21 protein-coding genes are annotated in these 21,227 nt (G+C 45.9%); 15 read left to right on the top strand and 6 right to left on the bottom strand.

Going from position 1 to position 21,227, the window contains the following annotated elements; translation table 11 throughout:
• The first annotated feature begins 61 nt into the window (after window positions 1-61).
• Window positions 62-409 (top strand): spore gernimation protein, encoded by a 348-nt coding sequence (locus A9237_RS13310; protein WP_078608346.1) that lies wholly within the window; start codon window positions 62-64, stop codon window positions 407-409.
• Between the two features lie 10 nt (window positions 410-419).
• On the opposite strand, the gene A9237_RS13305 is transcribed toward A9237_RS13310, so the two are convergent.
• Complete coding sequence (locus tag A9237_RS13305) at window positions 420-1,388, bottom strand: nucleoside hydrolase (RefSeq protein WP_078608345.1); 969 nt, start codon at window positions 1,386-1,388, stop codon at window positions 420-422.
• A 364-nt stretch (window positions 1,389-1,752) separates the two neighbouring features.
• On the opposite strand from A9237_RS13305, the gene A9237_RS13300 reads away from it, so the two are divergent.
• The 8 genes from A9237_RS13300 (at window position 1,753) to A9237_RS13260 (ending at window position 10,169) form a co-directional block, all read left to right on the top strand.
• Window positions 1,753-3,789 (top strand): methyl-accepting chemotaxis protein, encoded by a 2,037-nt coding sequence (locus tag A9237_RS13300; protein ID WP_078608344.1) that lies wholly within the window; start codon window positions 1,753-1,755, stop codon window positions 3,787-3,789.
• 109 nt (window positions 3,790-3,898) lie between these two features.
• Window positions 3,899-4,741 (top strand): 23S rRNA (guanine(745)-N(1))-methyltransferase, encoded by an 843-nt coding sequence (gene rlmA / locus A9237_RS13295; RefSeq protein ID WP_078608343.1) that lies wholly within the window; start codon window positions 3,899-3,901, stop codon window positions 4,739-4,741.
• A gap of 84 nt (window positions 4,742-4,825) precedes the next feature.
• On the top strand, window positions 4,826-5,773 hold the full coding sequence (locus A9237_RS13290; protein ID WP_078608342.1) for a ChaN family lipoprotein: 948 nt from the start codon (window positions 4,826-4,828) through the stop codon (window positions 5,771-5,773).
• Between the two features lie 459 nt (window positions 5,774-6,232).
• A complete protein-coding gene (locus A9237_RS13280) occupies window positions 6,233-6,592 on the top strand; it encodes a hypothetical protein (RefSeq protein WP_005439760.1) in 360 nt (119 codons plus the stop codon).
• Between the two features lie 714 nt (window positions 6,593-7,306).
• Window positions 7,307-8,884, top strand: coding sequence for an alkaline phosphatase (locus tag A9237_RS13275; protein ID WP_078608340.1), 1,578 nt, complete (start codon window positions 7,307-7,309; stop codon window positions 8,882-8,884).
• Between the two features lie 139 nt (window positions 8,885-9,023).
• On the top strand, window positions 9,024-9,320 hold the full coding sequence (locus tag A9237_RS13270) for a ribbon-helix-helix domain-containing protein (protein ID WP_005439764.1): 297 nt from the start codon (window positions 9,024-9,026) through the stop codon (window positions 9,318-9,320).
• Window positions 9,321-9,420: 100 nt separating this feature from the next.
• Window positions 9,421-9,816, top strand: coding sequence for a VOC family protein (locus tag A9237_RS13265; protein ID WP_009707321.1), 396 nt, complete (start codon window positions 9,421-9,423; stop codon window positions 9,814-9,816).
• A gap of 68 nt (window positions 9,817-9,884) precedes the next feature.
• Window positions 9,885-10,169 (top strand): putative quinol monooxygenase, encoded by a 285-nt coding sequence (locus A9237_RS13260; RefSeq protein ID WP_020195700.1) that lies wholly within the window; start codon window positions 9,885-9,887, stop codon window positions 10,167-10,169.
• Window positions 10,170-10,246: 77 nt separating this feature from the next.
• Here A9237_RS13260 and A9237_RS13255 read toward each other — a convergent pair whose 3' ends face one another.
• Window positions 10,247-11,938, bottom strand: a complete 1,692-nt coding sequence (locus A9237_RS13255; protein ID WP_078608339.1) for a mechanosensitive ion channel domain-containing protein — start codon at window positions 11,936-11,938, stop codon at window positions 10,247-10,249.
• Window positions 11,939-12,301: 363 nt separating this feature from the next.
• Between A9237_RS13255 and A9237_RS13250 the strand changes: the two genes are divergently transcribed.
• The 3 genes from A9237_RS13250 (at window position 12,302) to A9237_RS13240 (ending at window position 15,878) form a co-directional block, all read left to right on the top strand.
• Window positions 12,302-13,696 (top strand): glutamate decarboxylase, encoded by a 1,395-nt coding sequence (locus A9237_RS13250; RefSeq protein ID WP_078608338.1) that lies wholly within the window; start codon window positions 12,302-12,304, stop codon window positions 13,694-13,696.
• Between the two features lie 77 nt (window positions 13,697-13,773).
• A complete protein-coding gene (locus A9237_RS13245; RefSeq protein ID WP_078608337.1) occupies window positions 13,774-15,501 on the top strand; it encodes an aspartate:alanine exchanger family transporter in 1,728 nt (575 codons plus the stop codon).
• A 125-nt stretch (window positions 15,502-15,626) separates the two neighbouring features.
• A complete protein-coding gene (locus A9237_RS13240) occupies window positions 15,627-15,878 on the top strand; it encodes a GlsB/YeaQ/YmgE family stress response membrane protein (RefSeq protein WP_005439775.1) in 252 nt (83 codons plus the stop codon).
• Between the two features lie 63 nt (window positions 15,879-15,941).
• On the opposite strand, the gene A9237_RS13235 is transcribed toward A9237_RS13240, so the two are convergent.
• Complete coding sequence (locus tag A9237_RS13235) at window positions 15,942-16,382, bottom strand: YcgN family cysteine cluster protein (protein ID WP_009707325.1); 441 nt, start codon at window positions 16,380-16,382, stop codon at window positions 15,942-15,944.
• 218 nt (window positions 16,383-16,600) lie between these two features.
• On the opposite strand from A9237_RS13235, the gene A9237_RS13230 reads away from it, so the two are divergent.
• Both A9237_RS13230 and A9237_RS13225 read left to right on the top strand, forming a co-directional pair.
• Window positions 16,601-16,858, top strand: coding sequence for a hypothetical protein (locus tag A9237_RS13230; RefSeq protein ID WP_009707326.1), 258 nt, complete (start codon window positions 16,601-16,603; stop codon window positions 16,856-16,858).
• Between the two features lie 96 nt (window positions 16,859-16,954).
• Window positions 16,955-17,203 (top strand): YkgJ family cysteine cluster protein, encoded by a 249-nt coding sequence (locus A9237_RS13225; RefSeq protein WP_009707328.1) that lies wholly within the window; start codon window positions 16,955-16,957, stop codon window positions 17,201-17,203.
• On the opposite strand, the gene A9237_RS13220 is transcribed toward A9237_RS13225, so the two are convergent.
• The 3 genes from A9237_RS13220 to A9237_RS13210 are packed head-to-tail and all read right to left on the bottom strand — an operon-like array spanning window position 17,200 to window position 19,557.
• Window positions 17,200-17,856, bottom strand: a complete 657-nt coding sequence (locus A9237_RS13220) for a helix-turn-helix transcriptional regulator (RefSeq protein WP_009707329.1) — start codon at window positions 17,854-17,856, stop codon at window positions 17,200-17,202. The genes A9237_RS13225 and A9237_RS13220 overlap by 4 nt on opposite strands.
• Window positions 17,857-17,884: 28 nt before the next feature.
• Window positions 17,885-19,162: an L-cysteine desulfidase family protein gene (locus A9237_RS13215; protein WP_005439783.1), complete on the bottom strand. Its 1,278-nt coding sequence runs from the start codon at window positions 19,160-19,162 to the stop codon at window positions 17,885-17,887.
• Window positions 19,163-19,176: 14 nt separating this feature from the next.
• Window positions 19,177-19,557, bottom strand: a complete 381-nt coding sequence (locus A9237_RS13210) for a RidA family protein (protein WP_005432926.1) — start codon at window positions 19,555-19,557, stop codon at window positions 19,177-19,179.
• A gap of 314 nt (window positions 19,558-19,871) precedes the next feature.
• Here A9237_RS13210 and A9237_RS13205 point away from each other — a divergent pair, with 314 nt between their 5' ends.
• Entirely contained in the window at window positions 19,872-21,131 is a 1,260-nt protein-coding gene (locus A9237_RS13205; protein ID WP_033006068.1) for an amino acid permease, read from the top strand.
• Window positions 21,132-21,227: the final 96 nt, after the last annotated feature.

Here is a 21,227-nt window from a genome sequence, read left to right as displayed (position 1 = left end):
CACAAGAATCACTCATGCCATACTAAGGCCAACCACAACGAGTCGAGATAATGGTGTAACGATGAAATACCGCATTTATTCAATATCGCTTCTTACGAGCTTATTGTTTGGCTGTGCCAACACTGAGGTCTCGTTACAAACCGAAAAGAACGTCGCCGAATACAAGCAATTGTCTCCAACACGATATCAAGTCTATTGCCCCACCGGAATCTGCCGCTTCCAAGTTTCCGCGAACCAGAAAACGGCAATAAGCATTGAGATGTTCTATGCCGAAAATAAACCGTTCAAGAAGATTGAAGGGCTGACCTACGACAATCAAAATCAATATCCGACGTCGAATGTTTTTACTCTTCCCGTAAAATCACACAACGAGAGAATATCTGTGCAAGTCATCGACTATTACAGATAACCCCACTCCGTTATCGCTTTGAATAACGAATAATCGATTCTCGATACAGTGAAAGCAGTGTATCGCTTTTCACACCGACCCCAACGTTTTGCGCGGAGAAAGCACTCCACTCATCGTTCATGTATTTACGTTGATCCGTTTTCTGAATCGTCATCCCTTCGGCAGGCCCATCAGTCACCACTCGGACGGCACCACTGCGCAAAGTAAACAGCTCAGGATCAATGACATACGCAATCGCAGAAGGATCATGGACATGGCAACCATCCATTCCAACCTTCTCGGAGTAAAACTTCAAATAGTAGCGGCTCACATCCCAAATGAACTGCCCTACTTCTCCCGCATCCTCTCGCAGTTGGTCTAGGTATTGCCCCGTAAAGAAGCTCTCTTCCGTAACATCCAAACCGATGATGACGACTGGCCACGAAGCCGTGAATACCTTATCTGCGGCATGAGGGTCGTCATGAATGTTTGCTTCCGCAAATGGCGTAACATTGCCTCGATGATCGTTCTCACCAAAAGCGCCGCCCATTACAACCACTTCCTTAACCAAGTTAACGATTTCTGGGTCTGCTTCCAAAGCGAGCGCAAGGTTAGTTAAAGGGCCCACGGCCACCAAGGTGATTTCTCCCGGCTCTGCTCTAACGCTGTCGATGATGAACTGATAAGCAGGCGTATCAATGGCACTTACATCCAGTGCGCTCGGCGCTTTCACATCACCAAAGCCAGCTTCCCCGTGTACGACAACTGTTGCTCCAACCGGCGCTTTTACTAAAGGCTTATCCGCACCTTTCGCAACCAAAGCTTTCATACCAAACTTCTGTTTTAGGTAAAGGGCGTTTTGCGTCGCGTTGTCTATCGTTGCATTACCATAAACGGTTGTAATGGCCATAAGGTCGATATCAGGATGGGCTTCAGCAAAAAGAATGGCCATCGCATCATCGATGCCAGGATCTGTGTCTAGGATGATTTTCTTTGTCATAACAGCTTCTATTAAACGCTTGGAAAGCCCCAACAATACCTATAAAAAACAAGGATAAACGTGACCAAAGCCGAAGGTATGAGCTTTCTTTTAGTCGCTGCTCCTTACTATCGCTTCAACCAAACAAATGAAACTTTCACCCACTAGCATCCAATTCATTGGTAGCTCAACTTACTCAACCTTATTTGGTCATTTCATTTCTGCAATAAAATCACCCAGTCAGCGGTCATTTGTTATCTAAGCTATTGGTTGCTCTTATTTTTTGACAGTTAACTTAATAAATATCAAAAAAACTCGTCATATAAATCGCTAGCATGCCGATACAACATTTATAACATCCATCAATAATCAGGAAAGACACTACATGCTAGACAAATATCGGAATCAAAGTGTCGGTTTCCAGCTCAAACTGGTCATCACACTGTGTCTGCTTATTGCATTTTCAAGCATTGCTGCGCTTGTTTATCAAAACGCTTCAAACGTACTTTTAGAAAATACGCTGAAAGAACATCAATCTAAAGTGGAATCGATGGCAAAAACCATTGCAGGGCAGTTCAATGCTTATCTGCACACGGCAGAAGTTTTGGAATCCACCTTCCGTAATGGTTATTTGGCGGGCGTCTATGTCGAGAGTTACAACGTTGACTTTCAAGGTCACCAAGTACCAAACATCACCCAATACAGCGAAAGCTTGATTGGTGACACTAAGTTAGTTGATAGCTTTACTCGTGACACTGGCGCTGTTGCGACCCTGTTTGCTCCAATGGGCAACGACTTCATTCGCGTCGCTACTTCATTAAAAGATCCTCAAGGCAAAAGAGCACTTGGCACTACATTGGGGCTTAACCACCCGGGTTACCAAAAGCTTAAAAACGGCCAACCTTACTATGCGCAAATCAAACTTTATGGTGAGCGCTACATCACCTACTACGCACCTTTAAAAGACGCGAATGGTAAGGTCAACGGTATCTCATTCATTGGTTTACCTGTTGAGCGCGCGACCCAAGATCTATTCAGCTCGCTACAAAGCGTAAAATGGGGTGACACTGGTTACACCATCATTCTGGATAACGAAAAAGACAACCAAGGTCATTACCTTCTTCACCCAAAACACGAAGAGAGCGATCCACCGATTCAAGAAGTGTCTGACTACAACGGCAATAAACCTTTCTACCAACTTTTCGAACAAGAAAGTGGCTTAATTCGCTACCCATTTGAGTACCAAGGCACCGTGGGTGAAAAGTACCTAGTTTACACTCAAGTACCGGGTTGGAACTGGAAACTGTTAGGAGGCACTTTCATCAATGAAGTCACCAAAGGCAGCCAAGCTTTACTTCAACTGATTGCAATGATTTCTCTCATTGTGGCAGCGGCCACTTTTGTGGTGCTTACGCTTGTACTCAACCGAACACTAAATCCACTCACCATTTTGAATGGTTACATGAACCGTTTGGCAAAAGGTGAAGTGAGTATCGATATTCCTGCTTCAGGTAAAACATCGAAAAACGAAATCATTAACTTGAACAACGGCGTTGCCAATATGGCGGGACAACTGAACGAGTTGGTTGGTCAAATTCGCTCGACTAGCGACCAAGTTGAAAGTAACTCGACCAGCGTTGTGGATGATGCTAACCGCAACCTGATGCAATCGGATCTTCAGCAAGAGCAGGTAGAGCAAGTGGTAACTGCAATTGAAGAGATGGCTTCGTCTGCTCAATCTGTCGCTCAGCAAGTTGAACAAATTGCCGAAAATGTTCGCTCTGCAAACACTGACAGCCAATCTGGTCTAGAAGTCGTTGAAGGCGTTTGTATTGATGTTGCGCAGTTAAATGACCAACTAGACCAATCTGCGGCAGCTATCGAACAAGTGAATCGAGACAGCGAAAGCATTCAAACCGTGACGAAAATGATTGATGAGATCGCAGAGCAAACCAACCTACTTGCACTTAATGCGGCTATTGAGGCTGCACGTGCAGGTGAACAAGGCCGCGGCTTTGCTGTAGTGGCAGACGAAGTGCGAACCCTTGCTCATCGTACTCAGACCTCCGTGAAAGATGTCGTCGAGATCATCGAGAAACTTAAAGGCTCCACCAGCAATGCCGTAAGCATGATGACGGAAAGCCAGCAAAACGCGAATAAGGTATTGGATAAAGCACAAGAAGCAGGCACCGCGCTAGAAGCGATTGCAGGACAAGTTCAGTCTATTGCGTCTCAAGCCGATGCTATTGCTGCAACCTCAGAAGAACAAGCACAAGTTTCTCAAGAGATTGCCGCCAATGCTCATTCTATTAGCGAACTGAACCGCGAAAGCCGCGATACCAGCGCTAAAACATCGCAAAGCGCAACCGAGCTACAGCAGCAAGCGCAAAACTTGAAACAGCAAGTGGATTTCTTCCACTAACCCTCCAATAAAACCGATGAAAGAGCCGATAATTCGGCTCTTTTTTGTTTCGCTTGCAGCATCCCTTTTTGATAGAATTTGCCGCCCTACTTCCTGTCCAGAGATCGTCATGAACTATCAATGTCCTCTATGTCACCAACCTCTTGAGCTAACAGCAAAGACGTTTAAGTGTGAAAACAACCATCAATTTGATTTAGCAAAAGAAGGCTACGTCAACTTGATGCCAGCGCACCACAAACGCTCAAAAGATCCAGGTGATAACAAAGAGATGATGCAAGCACGTCGTCGCTTTTTAGAAGGCAATCATTACGATCCGATGCGCCAAGAAGTGGCAAGCCTATGTGCCAAATACACCGAAGGCACAAGCCATCAATTGTTGGATATTGGTTGCGGCGAAGGCTACTACACAGACCAAGTTCAGCAGTCTCTGCATTCACAAAATGAAGAAGCGACGGTTTATGGTCTAGATATTTCTAAAGTCGCCATTCGTTTCGCGTCTAAGCGCTACCCAAATTGCGATTTCAGCGTGGCATCAAGCCATCGCTTGCCATTTGCAGAACAATCTCTAGACGCGATTTTGCGTATCTACGCTCCGTGTAAAGCAGAAGAGCTACAACGTGTGATTAAAGACAACGGTGTTGTTATCACAGTCACGCCAGCAGGCCGTCACTTGTACCAGTTCCGTGAACGTATCTACCAAGAGATACGCTTACACAACGAAGAGCCAGAGAACATTGAAGGGTTCGAACTTGAGCATCAACAAAAGCTCAACTACACCATGGACTTAAAAGACGGCGTCGCATTCGACCTACTGCAAATGACACCATTCGCATGGAAAGCCAACGACGAGCTTCGCGAAGAGCTAAAGTCATCTACACTTTTCCAATGTGAGGCTGACTTTATGTTGCGCGTTTACCGTAAGAAATCGATTCAATCTGAAAATGAAGCATAAAATGTAACGCTAATTATTCTCATTACCATTGATTCATTTATCAGCCTCCATTAATATCATTCGGACATTTTTGGAGGCTTTTTAATGCGCTTTTCTACACTAAGTCTGATTTTTGCAGGCTTGCTTACTGGTTGTGCTTCAAATGCACCGACCGCTCCCAACGCAGCAACTGACGACGTAACCAGTTTCTACGACTACCAGCTTCATGCCCCTTCCGGTGAAGCCATCTCAGTCAACCAGCTAACCCCAGCCCTACAACAAGCCGACGTAATTTTGATTGGTGAATGGCACACACACGCTGGTATCCACCGCTTTCAAACCGACATGCTAAAGCAGTTGTCTTCTGCTAGTCGCCCTCTTGCGCTTTCAATGGAGCAGGTCACACGCGACAAGCAAGCAATCTTAGATTCATACCTAAACGGCGAAATTGGTGAGCAATACTTTATGAAGCAAAGTAATGCTTGGCCAAACTACGAAAGTGATTACCGCCCGCTGGTTGAGTTTGCCAAGCAAGCTGATATTCCAGTGATTGCCGCAAATGCGCCGAAAAATATTGTGCGTTGCATTGGCCGCCAAGGCATCGATTACTTAGATAAGCTCGACAGTGATGAGCGCAGTTTTGTCGCGGACGAAGTCAACACAGCAAACAGTCCATACAAAGAAAAGTTCATGGCATCCATGCACCACGGCAAGCCAGAGCAGACTGAAAAGCAATACGCAGCTCAGGTAACATGGGATGAGACCATGGCAGAATCCATCGTCAAATACCTAGAGAAACACCCAGGAACTCAAGTAGTTCACGTCGCGGGCAAATTCCATACTGAAGGCGGTTTAGGCACAGCGGCTTCTATCTTGAATCGCAACCCAGATTTAAACGTTGTCGTCATTACCCCTACTGCAGACATCACCTCAGACGGTTCGGATTACCAACTAGAAGTCCTTGCGCCACCGGTGCGTTACGTACAAGACGCAAACCGCATGGCGGCGTACAAGCACCTTGCTAAGCGTAATAGCGATCTTCAATGTAAGTAATCAGAAAAATCTGACTACGCCTTTAGATAAATAGGTCTGCTTTTTGCTTTAGTTTCCGAATAGTGACAGGAAGCGGCAAAAACAGACCTATTTTCGTTCTGATTGATTCAAGAAATAACGTTTGCCGTCGATATAGATATAACTGCTTTTTATACCCAAGTAACCTCGAGATGCTAGGTTCAGCGAGAATGACTTGGTTTGTAGACGCGGCAGCGATTTAAAGGTTTGGTGGGTCCAAATCAAGAATCGACAACAAAGTATACAAGCCAAGTCAACTCGCCCTTCGGGAGCGTGTCATTGACCCAATTTCTGCGTCAAACAACTTGGAAAGAGCCAGCTATTACGCTGCGTTGTTTTCCTTGACCTCGAATCAATGACAACGCTCTGAATCCTGCATCTTGAAGTCACTTGGGTATACCTGCACTCATGAAGGAGTGTCGTTGTTCGAAGGGGTAACAGATGAATCCAGTAGGAAGCAATTCAGTTAATACATACGCCGCTCAACAAAACAAAGTTGAGCAAGCAAAAAAGGCAGATCAAACTACCGACGCAGCGCCACTAAAGGTTGAGCAAAACAAAGTGACGCTTTCTTCTGAAGGAAAAGCGCTGCTTGCCGCTCTACAGCAAATCGACCATGAGAGTAAAAAGGTCGAAGCGGAAAACAAAACCGTTGGCGATAAGGTTGAATCTTTTGCACATGGCGCTCTCGGTATGGACCATCCAGATACTATCGAAGAAGAGGAAGACGGCTCATACTCGGCAGGCCAATATCTTTCAGCTGCACTGACCGTTGGTGGCATTATTCTGGCTCTTGTTTAACCTTACCCGCGTTAAGCAAGAGTTTCTTTCGTTACGATAACCATCCTCATTTGAACGCGTTTTTTGCTCCAGTCCATAATGGGCGACGATTCATTATTGGACGATGGACTATGAAAAAGGCTTTTCAATCTTGCCCTTCTTCAACTCAATTTCTCCATTTTCCTATTAAGTACGGCCGATAAGTTCTCGCCCGACGAATCCCAAATTTCACAGAATTATCTCGATTATGCTGCTGCGTAAGGCGAGTTCTGTTTGCTGTTCATCATTTGTCTTTAGAAGGGCAAGAGGAGTTGCCACTCTATTCAGACAACATGGTGAGAGCAAAACTGGCCAAACTTGGTTTTGAAAAGGCTTCCATGCCCTCTTCAATCGAGTTTGCTCATCGTGACCCAAAGCCCTGCTTACGCAGTGTAGCTTTAGCTCATGACTTTCGACTCCTAAACTTAACTCAAAGCCCACTTCTGTGGGCTTTTCTTATTTTAAAGTGTGTAAACCTTTAGAGCTGATTTTTGCAGCGGCTTGGAGGGCCGTTTATACAAGGCAGGCGTTAAGAATAACTGGACGTCCCATCCGAACAAAATTCAACCACGAAAGAGCAACAGCCCCTAGACTTAGTGAATAAAAGTGACTTCCACATGAACCTTTTATGACGGTAGTATTTCTGCAATAAATCCTTGTTTTAATTCGAGCGCTTTTATAAATAAGGAATATACAATGAAGCACTTAGTGACCCCAATCGTAACCGCAGTAGCGGCATCCACACTTTCTTTCAATGCGCTCTCTGCAGAAATCAAAAACGTCATCTTGATGATTGGCGATGGCATGGGCCCTCAACAAGTTGGCTTGTTAGAGACCTACGCCAATCATGCACCAAACTCTATCTACAAAGGCGAAACCACCGCACTATACAAACTGGCACAAGAAGGAGTAATTGGCTCCTCTTTGACAAACCCAGAAGACGCCATCGTTGTGGATTCTGCTTGTTCAGCAACCATGCTTGCGACCGGCATTCCGACCGCTTCTGAAGTGATTGGAATCGATAGCCAAGGCAACCACGTTGAAACGATTTTGGAGAAAGCGAAGGCTAAAGGTAAAGCAACTGGCTTGGTTTCAGATACCCGCATGACGCACGCGACACCTGCCGCTTTTGCCTCTCACCAACCTCACCGCTCGTTGGAAAACAGCATCGCTGTGGACATGCTAGAGACCGGCGTGGATGTGATGCTTTCTGGCGGCCTTCGTCATTGGATTCCTAAATCGACCAACGATAAAGGCGAAACTTACAAACAACTTGAGCAACTGACTCAAGGCGATGTCTACCTAAAATCAAAACGTAAAGATGAGCGAAACCTTCTGACGGAAGCGCAGCAGCAAGGTTACAGCCTAGCGTTTAACCGCAACATGCTTGAACAAGCAAAGGGTGAAAAAGTACTGGGGCTCTTCGCTTATTCCGGCATGAATGATGGTATCGCTTACAGCCACAGCAAAGACGATCCGAAACGTACCCAACCATCGTTAAAAGAAATGACAGAGAAAGCGCTCGATGTCCTTTCAAAGGATAAAGATGGTTTCTTCTTGATGGTGGAAGGCGGTCAAATTGACTGGGCAGGTCACAGTAACGACGCCGGCACCATGCTGCATGAATTGATCAAGTTTGATGAAGCGGTAAATACAGTTTATGAATGGGCAAAAGGTCGCGAAGACACTCTCGTTATCGTCACTGCCGATCATGAAACTGGCTCTTTTGGATTCAGTTACTCATCAGCAGATTTACCAAAACCAGAAAAGCGCAGTGGCGAAGCATTTGCGAACCGCGATTACGCACCTAACTTCAACTTTGGCCAGTTTAATATTCTCGACGGTCTCTACAATCAAAAGCAAAGCTACTACGGCATGATCAGTGAATTCCAGAAACTCGATGAAACTGCACAGACGCCAGAAAAGTTGGCTGAAATTGTCAACGCGAGCAGCGACTTCTCCATCACACCAGAGCAAGCTGCGCGCGTATTAGCAAGCAAGCCTAACCCTTACCGCCTCGCGAGCCACAAGTATTTGAGTGAAGAGAATGTCCCAGCGGTCAACGACTTTGACGCCTTCTTCCCATACAACGACCGTGGCAACTTATTAGCACGTGAGCAAGCGACCAAACAAAATACAGTCTGGGGAACAGGCACACACACGCATACTCCGGTAAACGTTTTTGCATGGGGGCCAGCGGGTACTATTCTTCCGGTTTCGAAAATCATGCATCACTCACAGCTGGGTGAATACCTGATTCAACAAATCAAATAATCCGTAATTTGCACTTACTTTCATCTTTTGGTGAAACCTTCACGCCCTCATTAGAGGGCGTTTTTTTACATAGAAACGGTTGACGCCCCGCACTCAACGTTCCAATATCTGCGGGTTATTTATAAATACGATCAATACCATGTGCGAAATATTTGCGAAGCAACCTCAGGAAAACTACCAATTTATCACCCGCTCTATCCGTATCGATGGCCATGCTACGAGCGTGAAACTAGAGTCCAGCTTTTGGCTGATCTTAGAAGAGATCGCTTCTGCACAAGAGATGACGGTGCCGAAGTTCATCAGTACGGTTTACCAAGAAGCGCTGGAGCACAATGGTGAAGTAAACAACTTTGCCTCCTTGTTGCGTTGCGCTTGTCTAACGTATGCACGCCAGCCGCAAGAGACCATGGCACAAGCGTTGAACGAACTGCATTAAACAAAACACCCACACCTCCCCCAACCTTCATTGTCGTACCTGAGTACTACCTATTGCGCGCGAAAACTGACTAGTCTAAGCGCACAATTAAGGAGTACTCATGACAAAAATGATTCATACCATGATCCGCGTAAGCGATCTGGAGCGTTCTCTAAAGTTTTATCACGACGCACTTGAGCTAGAAATCAAAGACCAATACGTATTCGACGGCTTTTCTCTTACCTACCTAGCGAACCCAGAAACAGGGTTTGAGCTGGAACTGACGCACAATCACGACCAAAGTGAACCTTACACACATGGCACAGGTTACGGCCACCTTGCTGTAAGTGTGGAGGATATTGCGGCGACACATCGACGCCTTAACTCATTGGATATTGAAACCAGTGACATCAAAGTCTTTGACCATCAGGAAAAGCACTTAGCAACCTTCTTCTTCATTACCGACCCAGACGGCTACAAAATTGAGTTCTTGCAGCGTCAAGGTCGCTATCTCTGATAGTAAGTTCTGTCCTAACAGGAACGGCCACTATCCCCTTTAATAACAACAAAGAAGCAAACACAACTATGATCCATTTAACTGCTGCATTTCACGCAAAACCTGACTGCGTATCTCAACTAAAACAAGCATTAGAAGCGATGCTGGAGCCGACTCGAAATGAGACTGGCTGCGTGCGTTATCACTTGTTCCAAGACAAAAATGACCCAAGCCAATTCTTATTCCAAGAGCAGTTTGCAGACCAAGCCGCGTTTGACGAACACTGCAAAACAACGCATTTCCAGACTCTGCTGAGTGAGATTGATGGTTTACTTGCTAGTGAGCCAAAAATCACGTTCTTAGATGAACTGTAATCTTTACTGCTAAACCGATAAAAAAGGCGCTCTAATTGAGCGCCTTTTTGTTGATTTTGGATTCAAGTAAAAGAAATTTATGCTTCTTTCTTTTCCACCATGTGCAAGTGCACATCTTGTTGTGGGAATGGAATCGAAATGCCTTCACGGTCGAAGCGCAGTTTCACTTCTCGGGTCACATCCCAGTAAACATCCCAGTAATCATCCGTTTTAACCCAAGGACGAACAATGAAGTCTACTGAAGAAGTGTTCAGCGTATGAAGCTTGATCATTGGCTCAGGAGAGCGAAGTACTGAAGGGTGAGACGTCACGATATCTGCCAATACTTCTTCTGCTTTTAGCACGTCATCTGAGTAACCAATACCAAAAACCATATCGACACGGCGAATGCGCTCATGTGTCACGTTCTTAATCACGTCACCCCAAATCTTGCTGTTTGGCACGATGATGATTTGGTTATCGAAAGTACGGATTGTGGTGTTTACCAAGCTCATGTGGCTTACCTTACCGTCTACACCACCAGCATAAACAAAGTCACCGACATCGAACGGACGGTAGATCAGTAGCATCATACCCGCAGCGAAGTTTGAGAGCGTATCTTGTAATGCGAAACCGATGATCACACCAGCAATACCGAAACCGGTCAGGATTGGAGCAAGGTTAAGGCCGATTTGAGATAGACCAACCATGATACCGATTATCCACACGGCTTTGCCTGACATCGAGATAAAGAAGTCTTGCATCAAGTGTGACAGCTTCAAGTTCTTCGATGCCACCGTCTTGCTAACCACTTTACGCGTTAGCTTCGCCAGTGCGCGGGCAATCAGCAGGATCAGAGCAAACACAAACAACTGGAAGATGTGCTGTGGTGCGTTTTCAGCAAACCAATCCACCATTGAGTTCGACCAATGGCTCAGGATAGACAGAATCACTTTGGTGTTCAGCAAATCATGCGTGATGCTACCTGTCACCTCAAAGATCTGACGCTTGTATTCAGATGTTTCTAGGCCAACTTTATCGCCAATGGTGATCAGGTTGCGTAGGCTCTCTGTCGCGATATTTAGTCGTTGCTTCAGAATCAGTTGGCTTAGCTGCAGAGACGCTTTTTCTGACTCTGGGCTAGAGGAAATTTGTGAGCCGATGATTTCGCTTTGCTGATTTAAGTACTCAATCGACGCAGACAGCAAGCGCATGCGCTTATCAACGTTGTCTTTGAATGCCGCTTCCGCATCTTCATCTTGCACATCCAGTGTTTTCAGCCAGTTAAGGTTCTGCCAGCTTGATTCGTAGCTTACGTCCAAGTACTGCTGCAATTCACGATAGCTGTTGACTAAAGACAGTTTGTCTTCGTCTTTTGCAGTATTGATTTCTTCATTAAGCGTTTTGACTTTGTCATCTAGGTAAACGACCGCGCCTTCAGAATACTTCTCTTGAGTTTGAACAAGCTCAATCAGCTTCTCATGAGGAATCGACTTGTTGCTGATTGCTGTCGCAAGGCGGCTGCGCAGCTCTTCATTTTTTTGGAACAGTTGCAGTTGCAAGGCATCACGCTCATCGCCACTGGCTTGTTTTAAGCTTTCAGACAAATCGATGATGTCTTGGTTGATGTTATCGATCGCTTTTTCAGCGGCAGAAACCTTTGGTACTTCTACGACCGTTTCTGTGCTTTCTGTTGCTCGAACCACAAAGGAACTCATGGTCAAAGCAAACGCCATAAATAACACCACAAATGGTGTAAAACGCACTTTTAGGGGGGATAGTAACGTCATTTTTACCTCGTAAGAGACAATCTTGATCGGGGTGACCAAGCGCCGGAATGTAAATCCTTGAAATTAGATGCTCTAAGTTTACAACACGAATCCGCAAACCGAGCAGCATTTAGTAAATTATGCGTCAAAGTTCCTACAGCGGATCCAAATTTTCTTAATCTAAATATGGAATAGTAGCTGCCACTTCTTCTGTATTCTTCGCTTAACTCAGAACAAAGTCTGTGCGACAGCCCAAACAACGAGTCACAAAACCAACGGCTGTAAAAATCTCTGCTACGTTTAATTGGCAGTCAAAACTGTCTTATGAACACCAATCACTACTGATAACAAGCGCAATTGTTTCAATAAGATAAGGGATTTCACATGCCTCTTCATAAAAAATCGACCGTCCGTGGCTCTATTCTCGATGATGTGTACTCATCGAAAGATCTTTCAGTTGTTATGCCCAAGTATCGTATTCCAGATGAAGAACACTCGCCGGAACATGCTTACCAAGTGGTGCACGATGAACTGATGCTCGACGGCAACTCTCGCCAGAACCTCGCCACATTTTGCCAAACTTGGCTAGAAGAAGAAGTACACAAGTTGATGGATGAATGCATCGACAAAAACATGATCGACAAAGATGAGTACCCCCAAACAGCTGAAATCGAGTCTCGTTGTGTTCACATGTTGGCTGACCTTTGGCATGCACCAGATGCGGAAAACCCGATGGGGTGTTCAACGACGGGTTCCAGTGAGGCTGCGATGCTCGGCGGTATGGCTCTGAAATGGGCATGGCGTGAAAAAATGAAGAAGCAAGGCAAGCCGACTGACCGCCCTAACCTGATTTGTGGCCCCGTTCAGGTGTGCTGGCACAAGTTCGCTCGTTACTGGGATATCGAACTGCGTGAAATTCCGATGCAAGGCGATCGCCTAATCATGACGCCAGAAGAAGTGATTAAACGCTGTGATGAAAACACCATTGGTGTCGTTCCAACTCTTGGGGTGACTTTTACATGTCAGTATGAACCTGTAAAAGCCGTGCATGAGGCTTTAGATCGACTCCAAGCGGAAACCGGGTTAGACATCCCAATCCATGTCGATGGCGCAAGTGGTGCGTTCCTCGCTCCTTTCTGCGACCCAGATTTAGAGTGGGATTTCCGTCTACCACGAGTGAAATCAATCAACGCTTCTGGGCATAAATTTGGTCTATCGCCACTAGGCGTTGGGTGGGTGGTATGGCGAGATGCGGATGCGTTGCATGAAGATCTGATCTTCAACGTTAACTATCTCGGCGGGAACATGCCAACTTTTGCCCTCAACTTCTCCCGCCCTGGTGGTCAAATCGTTGCTCAGTACTACAACTTCCTTCGCCTTGGGAAAGAGGGATATCGAAAGATCCACCAAGCCTGTTACGACACTGCTCGATACCTAGCAGAAGAGGTCGAGAAGATGGGCATGTTCAAGATTATCTACGATGGGCACGGCGGGATACCTGCACTGAGTTGGTCACTCAAAGAAGACGCGAATCCGGGCTTCAACCTCTATGATCTCTCAGATCGCATCCGATCAAGAGGTTGGCAGATCGCCGCTTACGCCATGCCAGCAGAACGCGAAGATCTGGTGATCATGCGCATTTTGGTTCGCCACGGATTTAGCCGCGACATGGCCGATCTTTTGATTGCCGATTTGCAACACTGCGTCGACTTCTTTGCCAAACATCCGATTGTTAACGGCAGTGATGCAGACGAATCGAGCAACTTCAATCACGGTTAACGCTCTCACCTTACACGCAAGAGCGAGGAATATGGGTTGTACCTCGCTCTGCCACTCACTAGGTAACAGGTGACACTATGTCTTTTCTCTTTAGTTACTTGTCAGAAAACCCATTCGTTTTTCTCTTTTTATCTCTCGCCATTGGTTATCCACTTGGCCGATTAACCTTTAAAGGCGTTAGCTTAGGTACAACCGCCGGAACCTTAGTCGTTGGTGTTGCTCTAGCGCTAACCTCCTTTTCTGTTTACGGGCTAAAAATTGAAGAACCGGGCTTGGTGTCAGACATCTTTTTGATGATGTTCATGTACGCCATCGGAATGAAAGTCGGACCGCAATTCTTCTCTGGGTTAGCACGGGGCGGCATCGACTTCGTGGTTATCGGGCTCATTGTGGTCTTTAGCAACTTCGCGATTGTGGTGATCGGCGCAAAATTAATGGGGCTAGAACCGGGCTATGCGGCTGGCATCATTTCCGGAAGCTATACTGTGACCGCCGTAATGGGCGTTGCACAATCTGCAATAAGCTCGGGAGCCTTTACTCCTCCTGAAGGCATGAGTATTGATCATGTCAGTGCCAACATCGCCGCCGGATACGCAATCAGTTATGTTCTCTCAACCGTCTTAATCATCCTATTTATTAAGTACCTTCCTTCCCTATTTGGTATCGACCCAGTTAAAGCGGGCAAAGACGCTGAAGCGGAATACTCCACTGGAGACGACAACGAAAAATTGCCAAGTACATTTGGCTTCTCTGACGTCGGCGTACTTCCGATTGATGTGAGAGCCTACAAAGTTTCGCATCAGGAACTTGTCGGACGTTCAGTTCAAGAGTTGTATCAGAAGTTCCCTGATGCTGCGGTACTGAAAGTGGTTCGAGGAGACCAAGTCATTGATGCTTCTGACAATCCAACACTTGAGTTAAATGATGTGATTGGTATTCGAGGGGAATATCACGTGTTGATTGCCGAAGGCGAAGCAGACATCGGTAACGAAGTCGATGAACCAAGAGCAAGAAACGTCGATATCGAAGTGGCTGATATCCACGTAGGCAAATCCGAACACGCAGGGAAAACGGTCGCACAATTGCATGCTGAAGTGGGTTTTGGCGTTTATTTCAAAGCGATATTTCGACAAGGCCACCAGCAGCCTTTATTGCCGCAAACTAAGGTCGAAGTGGGCGATGTTGTCCGCATTGCTGGATCCCAATGGTGTGTCGAGCAAACCGCGTCCAAACTCAATAGCGTTCCGATTGTAGAGAACACGGTCACTGAAACCTTCTACCTTGCCCTCTCCCTTCTTATTGGCTATGTCTTTGGTCATTTGAGTGTCACCGTTGCTGGCATTCCATTTGCGTTAGGGACATCAGCCGGCTGCATGCTAACGGGAATCGTCTTTTCTTTTTTGCGAACCCGTAACCCAAGCTTTGGCGGCCCGATGAGCGAAGGCGCGAGAAGCTTTTTACAAGACATAGGTCTAAACCTATTTGTCGCGGTATTGGCGGCAACCGTTGGGCCGAAAATCTTAGCGTCATTCCAAGGCATCATCGTGATTAAGATTGCACTCTTGGGTGTGACCGCAGCACTCGTACCACCCCTGTTAGCTTGGTTATACGGCTTGTATTTCCGCAAGATGAATCCTGCGATTTTAGCCGGAGCCTGCGCTGGCGGACGCAATAGCACGCCAGCAATGAAAGGGGCTCAAGATGCCAGCCACAGTGACATGCCTGCAATTGGCTACCCTGTACCTTATGCGCTGACCTCTGTATTAGTGTTGATATTAGGTTACATCGCTATGGTCATCAGCTAACCCATCATGCGTTAACCCGTGACAAGTTAACAAAAGAGCAGTTTTAGCGGGATGAACTATGATTGAATCATAACAGTTGCAAACGGATAGCAGATAGCTAACACAATAATGAGTAAGGAGAAATTATGGGCTTTCTATCTTGGATTATTCTAGGTTTGATTGCAGGAGCACTGGCTAAGTGGTTGATGCCTGGCAACGACGGAGGCGGCTGGATTGCCACTATGGTGCTCGGTATTGTAGGCGCTTTCGTTGGTGGTTTCTTAGGAAGCTTTGTGGGCCTTGGCGGTGCAGACGGCGTAAACATCGGCAGTATCGTCACTGCAACTTTAGGTGCTTTCGTTATATTGTTTGTCTATAACCGTTTCTTAAAAGGTTGAGCACTTTTTACTTCATCCAATAACAAACAAGCCTTTCATAATGAAAGGCTTGTTTACGTTCGGCTATGGGCGATTTGGGTGATTCAAAATGTGGTCTTCCCAGTCCACCACATCGATTTCATACACCACTTTGTTTCGTACACTTTCCCCTGCTGCGTGCATGGCAGACTTAGAGCCAGTGATTAATGGGTGCCACTCTGGCAGTGGTTGGTTTTCTGCCAACAAGCGGTATGCACAAGTGTGTGGCAGCCACGTAAAATCATCAATATCTTCACGCGTTAGCTTGGTGCACTCTTCGCCTGAAGTGAAACGGTTCGGGTAGTCTTTGCACGAACATGTTTTGCTGTTCAGCCAACTACACGCCACGTTGGTGTAGTAGATTTCGTCCGTATCTTCATCCATTAGCTTGTGCAGACAACATTTGCCACACCCATCACAGAGAGATTCCCATTCTTCTTCTGTCATGTTCTCTAACGATTTACTTTGCCAAAATGGAGTGCTCATACGCTTACTACTTATTTCTCGAATGGGAATGAATTGGGTGCGTTTTATACCCCTCTGACAACAAAAGTTCAAGTTTTGCCGAATTCCGCCCCGTAATAAGAACTATTATCAACGTTTGTCCTGTTTCATCAACAAGGTCGCTCAACATTGATATTTTTACTAATAGTGATTCCTATCCTATGGTTTTAGCTCATAGTGTGAATAAAGGAATCAATATTATGAAACTCGCAATGATCACCATTATCTCTCTTGTTTCGTTCGGAGCTGCAGCGAGTACCGATGCAGAACTTTGTCAGCAATACGGCAAGGATATCGCCTCTAATGTTCAAGAAGGTCAAGCAACGTTTCTAACGGAAATGACCGCTCGTACCGAGGCTGGAACGTGGGGTTTAAGCATGCAAGAGTGCAACCGTTATATCCAACAAGCTAAACGCGATCAGAATTTTGAAGTCGCCGATTTACTTAATGATGAATAAAAAGGGTTAAGTTTGTTGGTGTGAATTCACGCACGCCTCTTCCAATCTGGCGAGAAATGTCCATAATGCCCCCTTCATTTTTACGAGGGCTTTTAGATGGATTGTCGATTAGGTTGTGGGGCGTGCTGTATTGCACCGAGTATCTCTTCCCCTATTCCGGGCATGCCAAACGGCAAACCAGCAGGTGAACGTTGCATTCAACTGAATGACGATAACCTGTGCAAACTGTTCGGAAAACCAGAACGGCCAAAAGTTTGCCACGATTTCAAACCGTGTCCGATCGTATGTGGCAAAACGAATCAGGAAGCTTTGAGCAACATTACCGAGCTAGAACAGCTCACTTAATCGTTACCCAATTCCCTTAGGTAAAGGTAAATCGTATCGCGCGAGATACCTAGGTGGTTTGCCACCATCAATACCGCATCCTTGTATTTAAAAATCCCCAAACCTTGTAAGCGTGTTACCAACTCTCGGTTGCGTTTGGAAGGTGTGATTGCCTCATTCGTCCATACTTCTGACTGAACGGTTTCGATCGTACTAATGATGGTTTCGTCGATGTTGCGTGCAAACGTTTCTGGCGAGCTCGCTCCCGTGCAACAAGGGTTCTGCTGCTGCGGTAAGATTGAACGCAAGAAGTCCTGCATCGGCACATCCATATCCACGTTAATACAAAGTAGACCGATAGGCTTATTTTTTGGGTTACGAACGATGGTGGTAATCGAGTGCAAGGTCTTTCCGCTCGCGGTTTTAGTCAGATACGAGTCTGACACGTCCTTGCCCTCAAGTAGCTTCATTCTTGCTAAGTTGGTAATTGGAGCGCCTTCTCCACGTTCAGTAACATGGCCATTGGCAATTTTGATGATTTCTGGTGCTTCTGCATCAAGACTGTGAAGAACGACTTCAGTATGTTCACCGTACATACGAGCAATGCCATCGACGACGTTCTTCATCGAATTCAAAATATCTAAATCACTTTTGGTGAGTTTCTTAAGCTGCAATTTACTTCCCTTAGCAAAAACTTTGAGGCTAGGCCGACATGATATCGATAATAGATTTGTCAGTATACGGCATACCAAGTCTAACCATAGAGCCTACGTTTCTTATAGTTTGTTCGACTTCATCGCCTACTATACCTTGATTCTTCACACTGTGGTTACCCATCGCCATCAAATATGAGCGCACCGCCGTAGTTGAAGAAGTGCAGACTTTCATCGCACATGAGGATTTTGCCCCATCGCACACCATGCCCGAACTATCACTGATAACGTTTTGAATCGCATAACATGATTGCTCAAATGTGCCACCCGCTAGGTACACCAACGCCATGGATGCAGCCGCACTGGTTACCGTGTTACCACAGAAAGCGGACAGAGGTGGGTAGTAAGACTTGATGTATATCGCGCCTAGGTGACTCATGATCAGAGCTCGTGCTAAGTGCTCTTCATCACTTTGGAAAGCTTCCGCTGCGATAACCACAGGCACGGTAGCCGCAATGCCTTGGTTACCACTGCCAAAGTTACTCATAGCAGGCAGGGTCGCACCACCCATTCGAGCGTCGGATGCAGCAGAGGTCATCATTTGGATTCTGCTCATCAGATCATTGCCAAGTAACCCCTGTTCGATATTGCCTTTTAATGTGCGGCCGATTTCTAAGCCGTAACCTCGGTCGATACCCTCTTGCGCTAAGGAAGAGTTGAGTTCCGCCGCTTGCAGAATGAATTTGATGTCATCAAATGGCGCTTGAAGGGCAAAGTCGTAAATCTGCTTAATAGAGATATCAACCCCTTCACATACTGATCCTGTCGCGACTCGCTGCTGCAAAGGGGCATCGAACGTCACAGCTCCATTGCGAGTGATCTGAATAATATTAGTGTGCCCACCGCTGATGGTCACCGAGACGGTGTCTTCTCCAGCGCTCATGGTGACACTGCAAAAGATAAATTCTTGTGTATCAATGCGAGCAACACTGACTCGCTCTTCATCAATAAGTTGCTGGGCAGCAGTCACATCGTCTTGATTAATTTTAGCGAGTACTTCCAGTTCTGCGTTTGGGTCTCCCGCTAATGCGCCAACTGACGCCGCGATCTTAAGGCCAATTTTCCCAGTGCCGGGAACGTAAACCCCCATTGAGTTTTTAAATAAGTTATCTGAGACACGTACTTCAATCATGTCCGGGGTTTGGCATCCAAGCTCACGCTTTGCAACTGCTGCCGCATATGCAGCAGCAATGGGTTCTGTACATCCGAGGGCAGGTTTTACAACTTGCTTAATGATTTGGATATATTGGTTCCATTGCTGATTCATGCTTCTTCTCCGTATTACTTTTTACTAGCAATCGCTTCAACTTCAATCAAAACACCTAGCGGAAGATCTTTCACCGCAAAGCAGCTTCGTGCTGGGCAATCTTTTTGGAAAAACTCTGCATACACTTTGTTGAATTCCGCAAAGTCGCTGATGTTTGCCAAGTAACACGTCGTTTTTAGAACCGTATCTAAACTGCCGTTACCAGCTTCAAGCACATGTTTTAAGTTCGTTAGAGATTGATGACTTTGAGCAGTAATTCCTCCCTCTACTACTTTACCTGTCGCGCTATCAACTGGGAGCTGGCCAGAAGTAAAAATCAAATCCCCGTAAGTGGTACCGTGTGAATACGGGCCAATTGCAGCAGGAGCGTGCTCTGAAGCGATCAATTCTTTCATGTTAATCCTCACATAGTTTTTAGTTTTAGTCGTAAAACTCAGCTTTCGCTTTCGTTTCAAAGCTATTCTTTCAACTATATGTGAGCAAAACAACCACTACAGATCACACAAATCGATCTGAATTCAGATTTTATTGAGTAATTTTGCCGAGATCTCAAATTTATCTGAATTTTCCACAAAAAAATTGTTGTTAATCTTTTTCTCAAATAGATTTGAGAAAAATTCATACTAACAAAGAGAAAACGACAATGAGCGTTACTGTACCGACACAAACTCTTCCAATAACTAAAGAACCACCTCACGTTAAAGCCGGAATGACAGCCACAGAATGGAAAGCGGCGACTAAGTTTGATAGCACTGACTGGGGCTGGGTTATCATGAGTATCGGCATGGCAATCGGTGCTGGTATTGTTTTTCTTCCAGTAAAAGTGGGCGTACTTGGTATATGGGTATTTCTTGCCTCCGCGGTGATTGGCTACCCAGCGATGTACTTGTTCCAACGCCTATTTATTAACACGCTTTCCACTTCTCCGAAGTGTCAAGACTATGCGGGGGTTATCTCTGGCTACCTTGGCAATAAATGGGGCGCATTGTTAGGAGTGCTCTACTTCATCATGTTGGTGATTTGGGTATTCGTATACTCGACAGCAATCAATAATGACTCAGCCTCTTTCCTACACAGCTTTGGTATCACTGAGGGGCTGTTGTCGGAAAACCCGTTGTATGGTCTAGCATTGGTTTGCGCTTTGGTGGCGATCGCATCTCGTGGGGAAAAGATCTTATTTAAAGTCAGTACGGGCTTAGTGCTAATTAAGCTCTGTACCGTTGCCCTGTTGGGTTTCATGATGGTAGAAAAATGGGATTTAGCTAATGTCGGTACGGTACCAACGGCTGGTGCTGGCCTAAAAGATGCGATTGAACTGCTGCCATTCACCCTTACCTCTATCTTGTTTATTCAAAGCTTGAGTCCGATGGTGATCTCTTACCGTTCGAAAGAGAAGTCTATTGAAGTTGCCCGTTTTAAAGCGATGCGCGCCATGAATATCGCTTTTGGCATTTTGTTTGTGACCGTGTTTTTCTACGCGATTTCTTTCACGTTGGCGATGTCTCATGAACAAGCAGTCCGTGCAGCAAACGAGAACATCTCTGCGCTAGCGATGGTAGCACAAGGCATGGACGGCACGACGCTTAAACTGCTTAGCCTGATGTTGAACATCTTTTCTGTAATGACAGCCTTCTTTGGTGTTTACCTTGGCTTCCGTGATTCTTGCCAAGGTCTTGCGATGTTGGCATTGAAAAAAGTGATGCCTGAAGAGCAAATCAACAAAGATCTCGTGACGAAAGGCATCATTCTATTCGCGATTTTGATGGCGTGGGGCGCTATCGTACTCAACCTACCGGTTCTGAGCTTCACTTCGGTTTGTAGCCCTATCTTTGGTTTGATTGGCTGTTTGATTCCTGCTTACTTGGTGTATCAAGTGCCTTCTCTACATAAATACAAAGGTGCTTCACTATACCTAATCATCGCGACCGGCATCTTGTTGTGTATCTCACCATTTATTGCTTTTAGCTAACGCTTCCTCTCGCCTCGGTTATCAAACTCTATAACGATAGCCGAGGTTTTCCTTTCAACTCATCCACCTACCCTCTCCTTACTCATTTCGTTTCAT

The sequence above is a fragment of the Vibrio owensii genome (assembly GCF_002021755.1).
In the GTDB taxonomy this organism is placed as follows: Bacteria; Pseudomonadota; Gammaproteobacteria; order Enterobacterales; family Vibrionaceae; genus Vibrio; species Vibrio owensii.
This window is presented reverse-complemented; position numbering and strand designations above follow the sequence as displayed.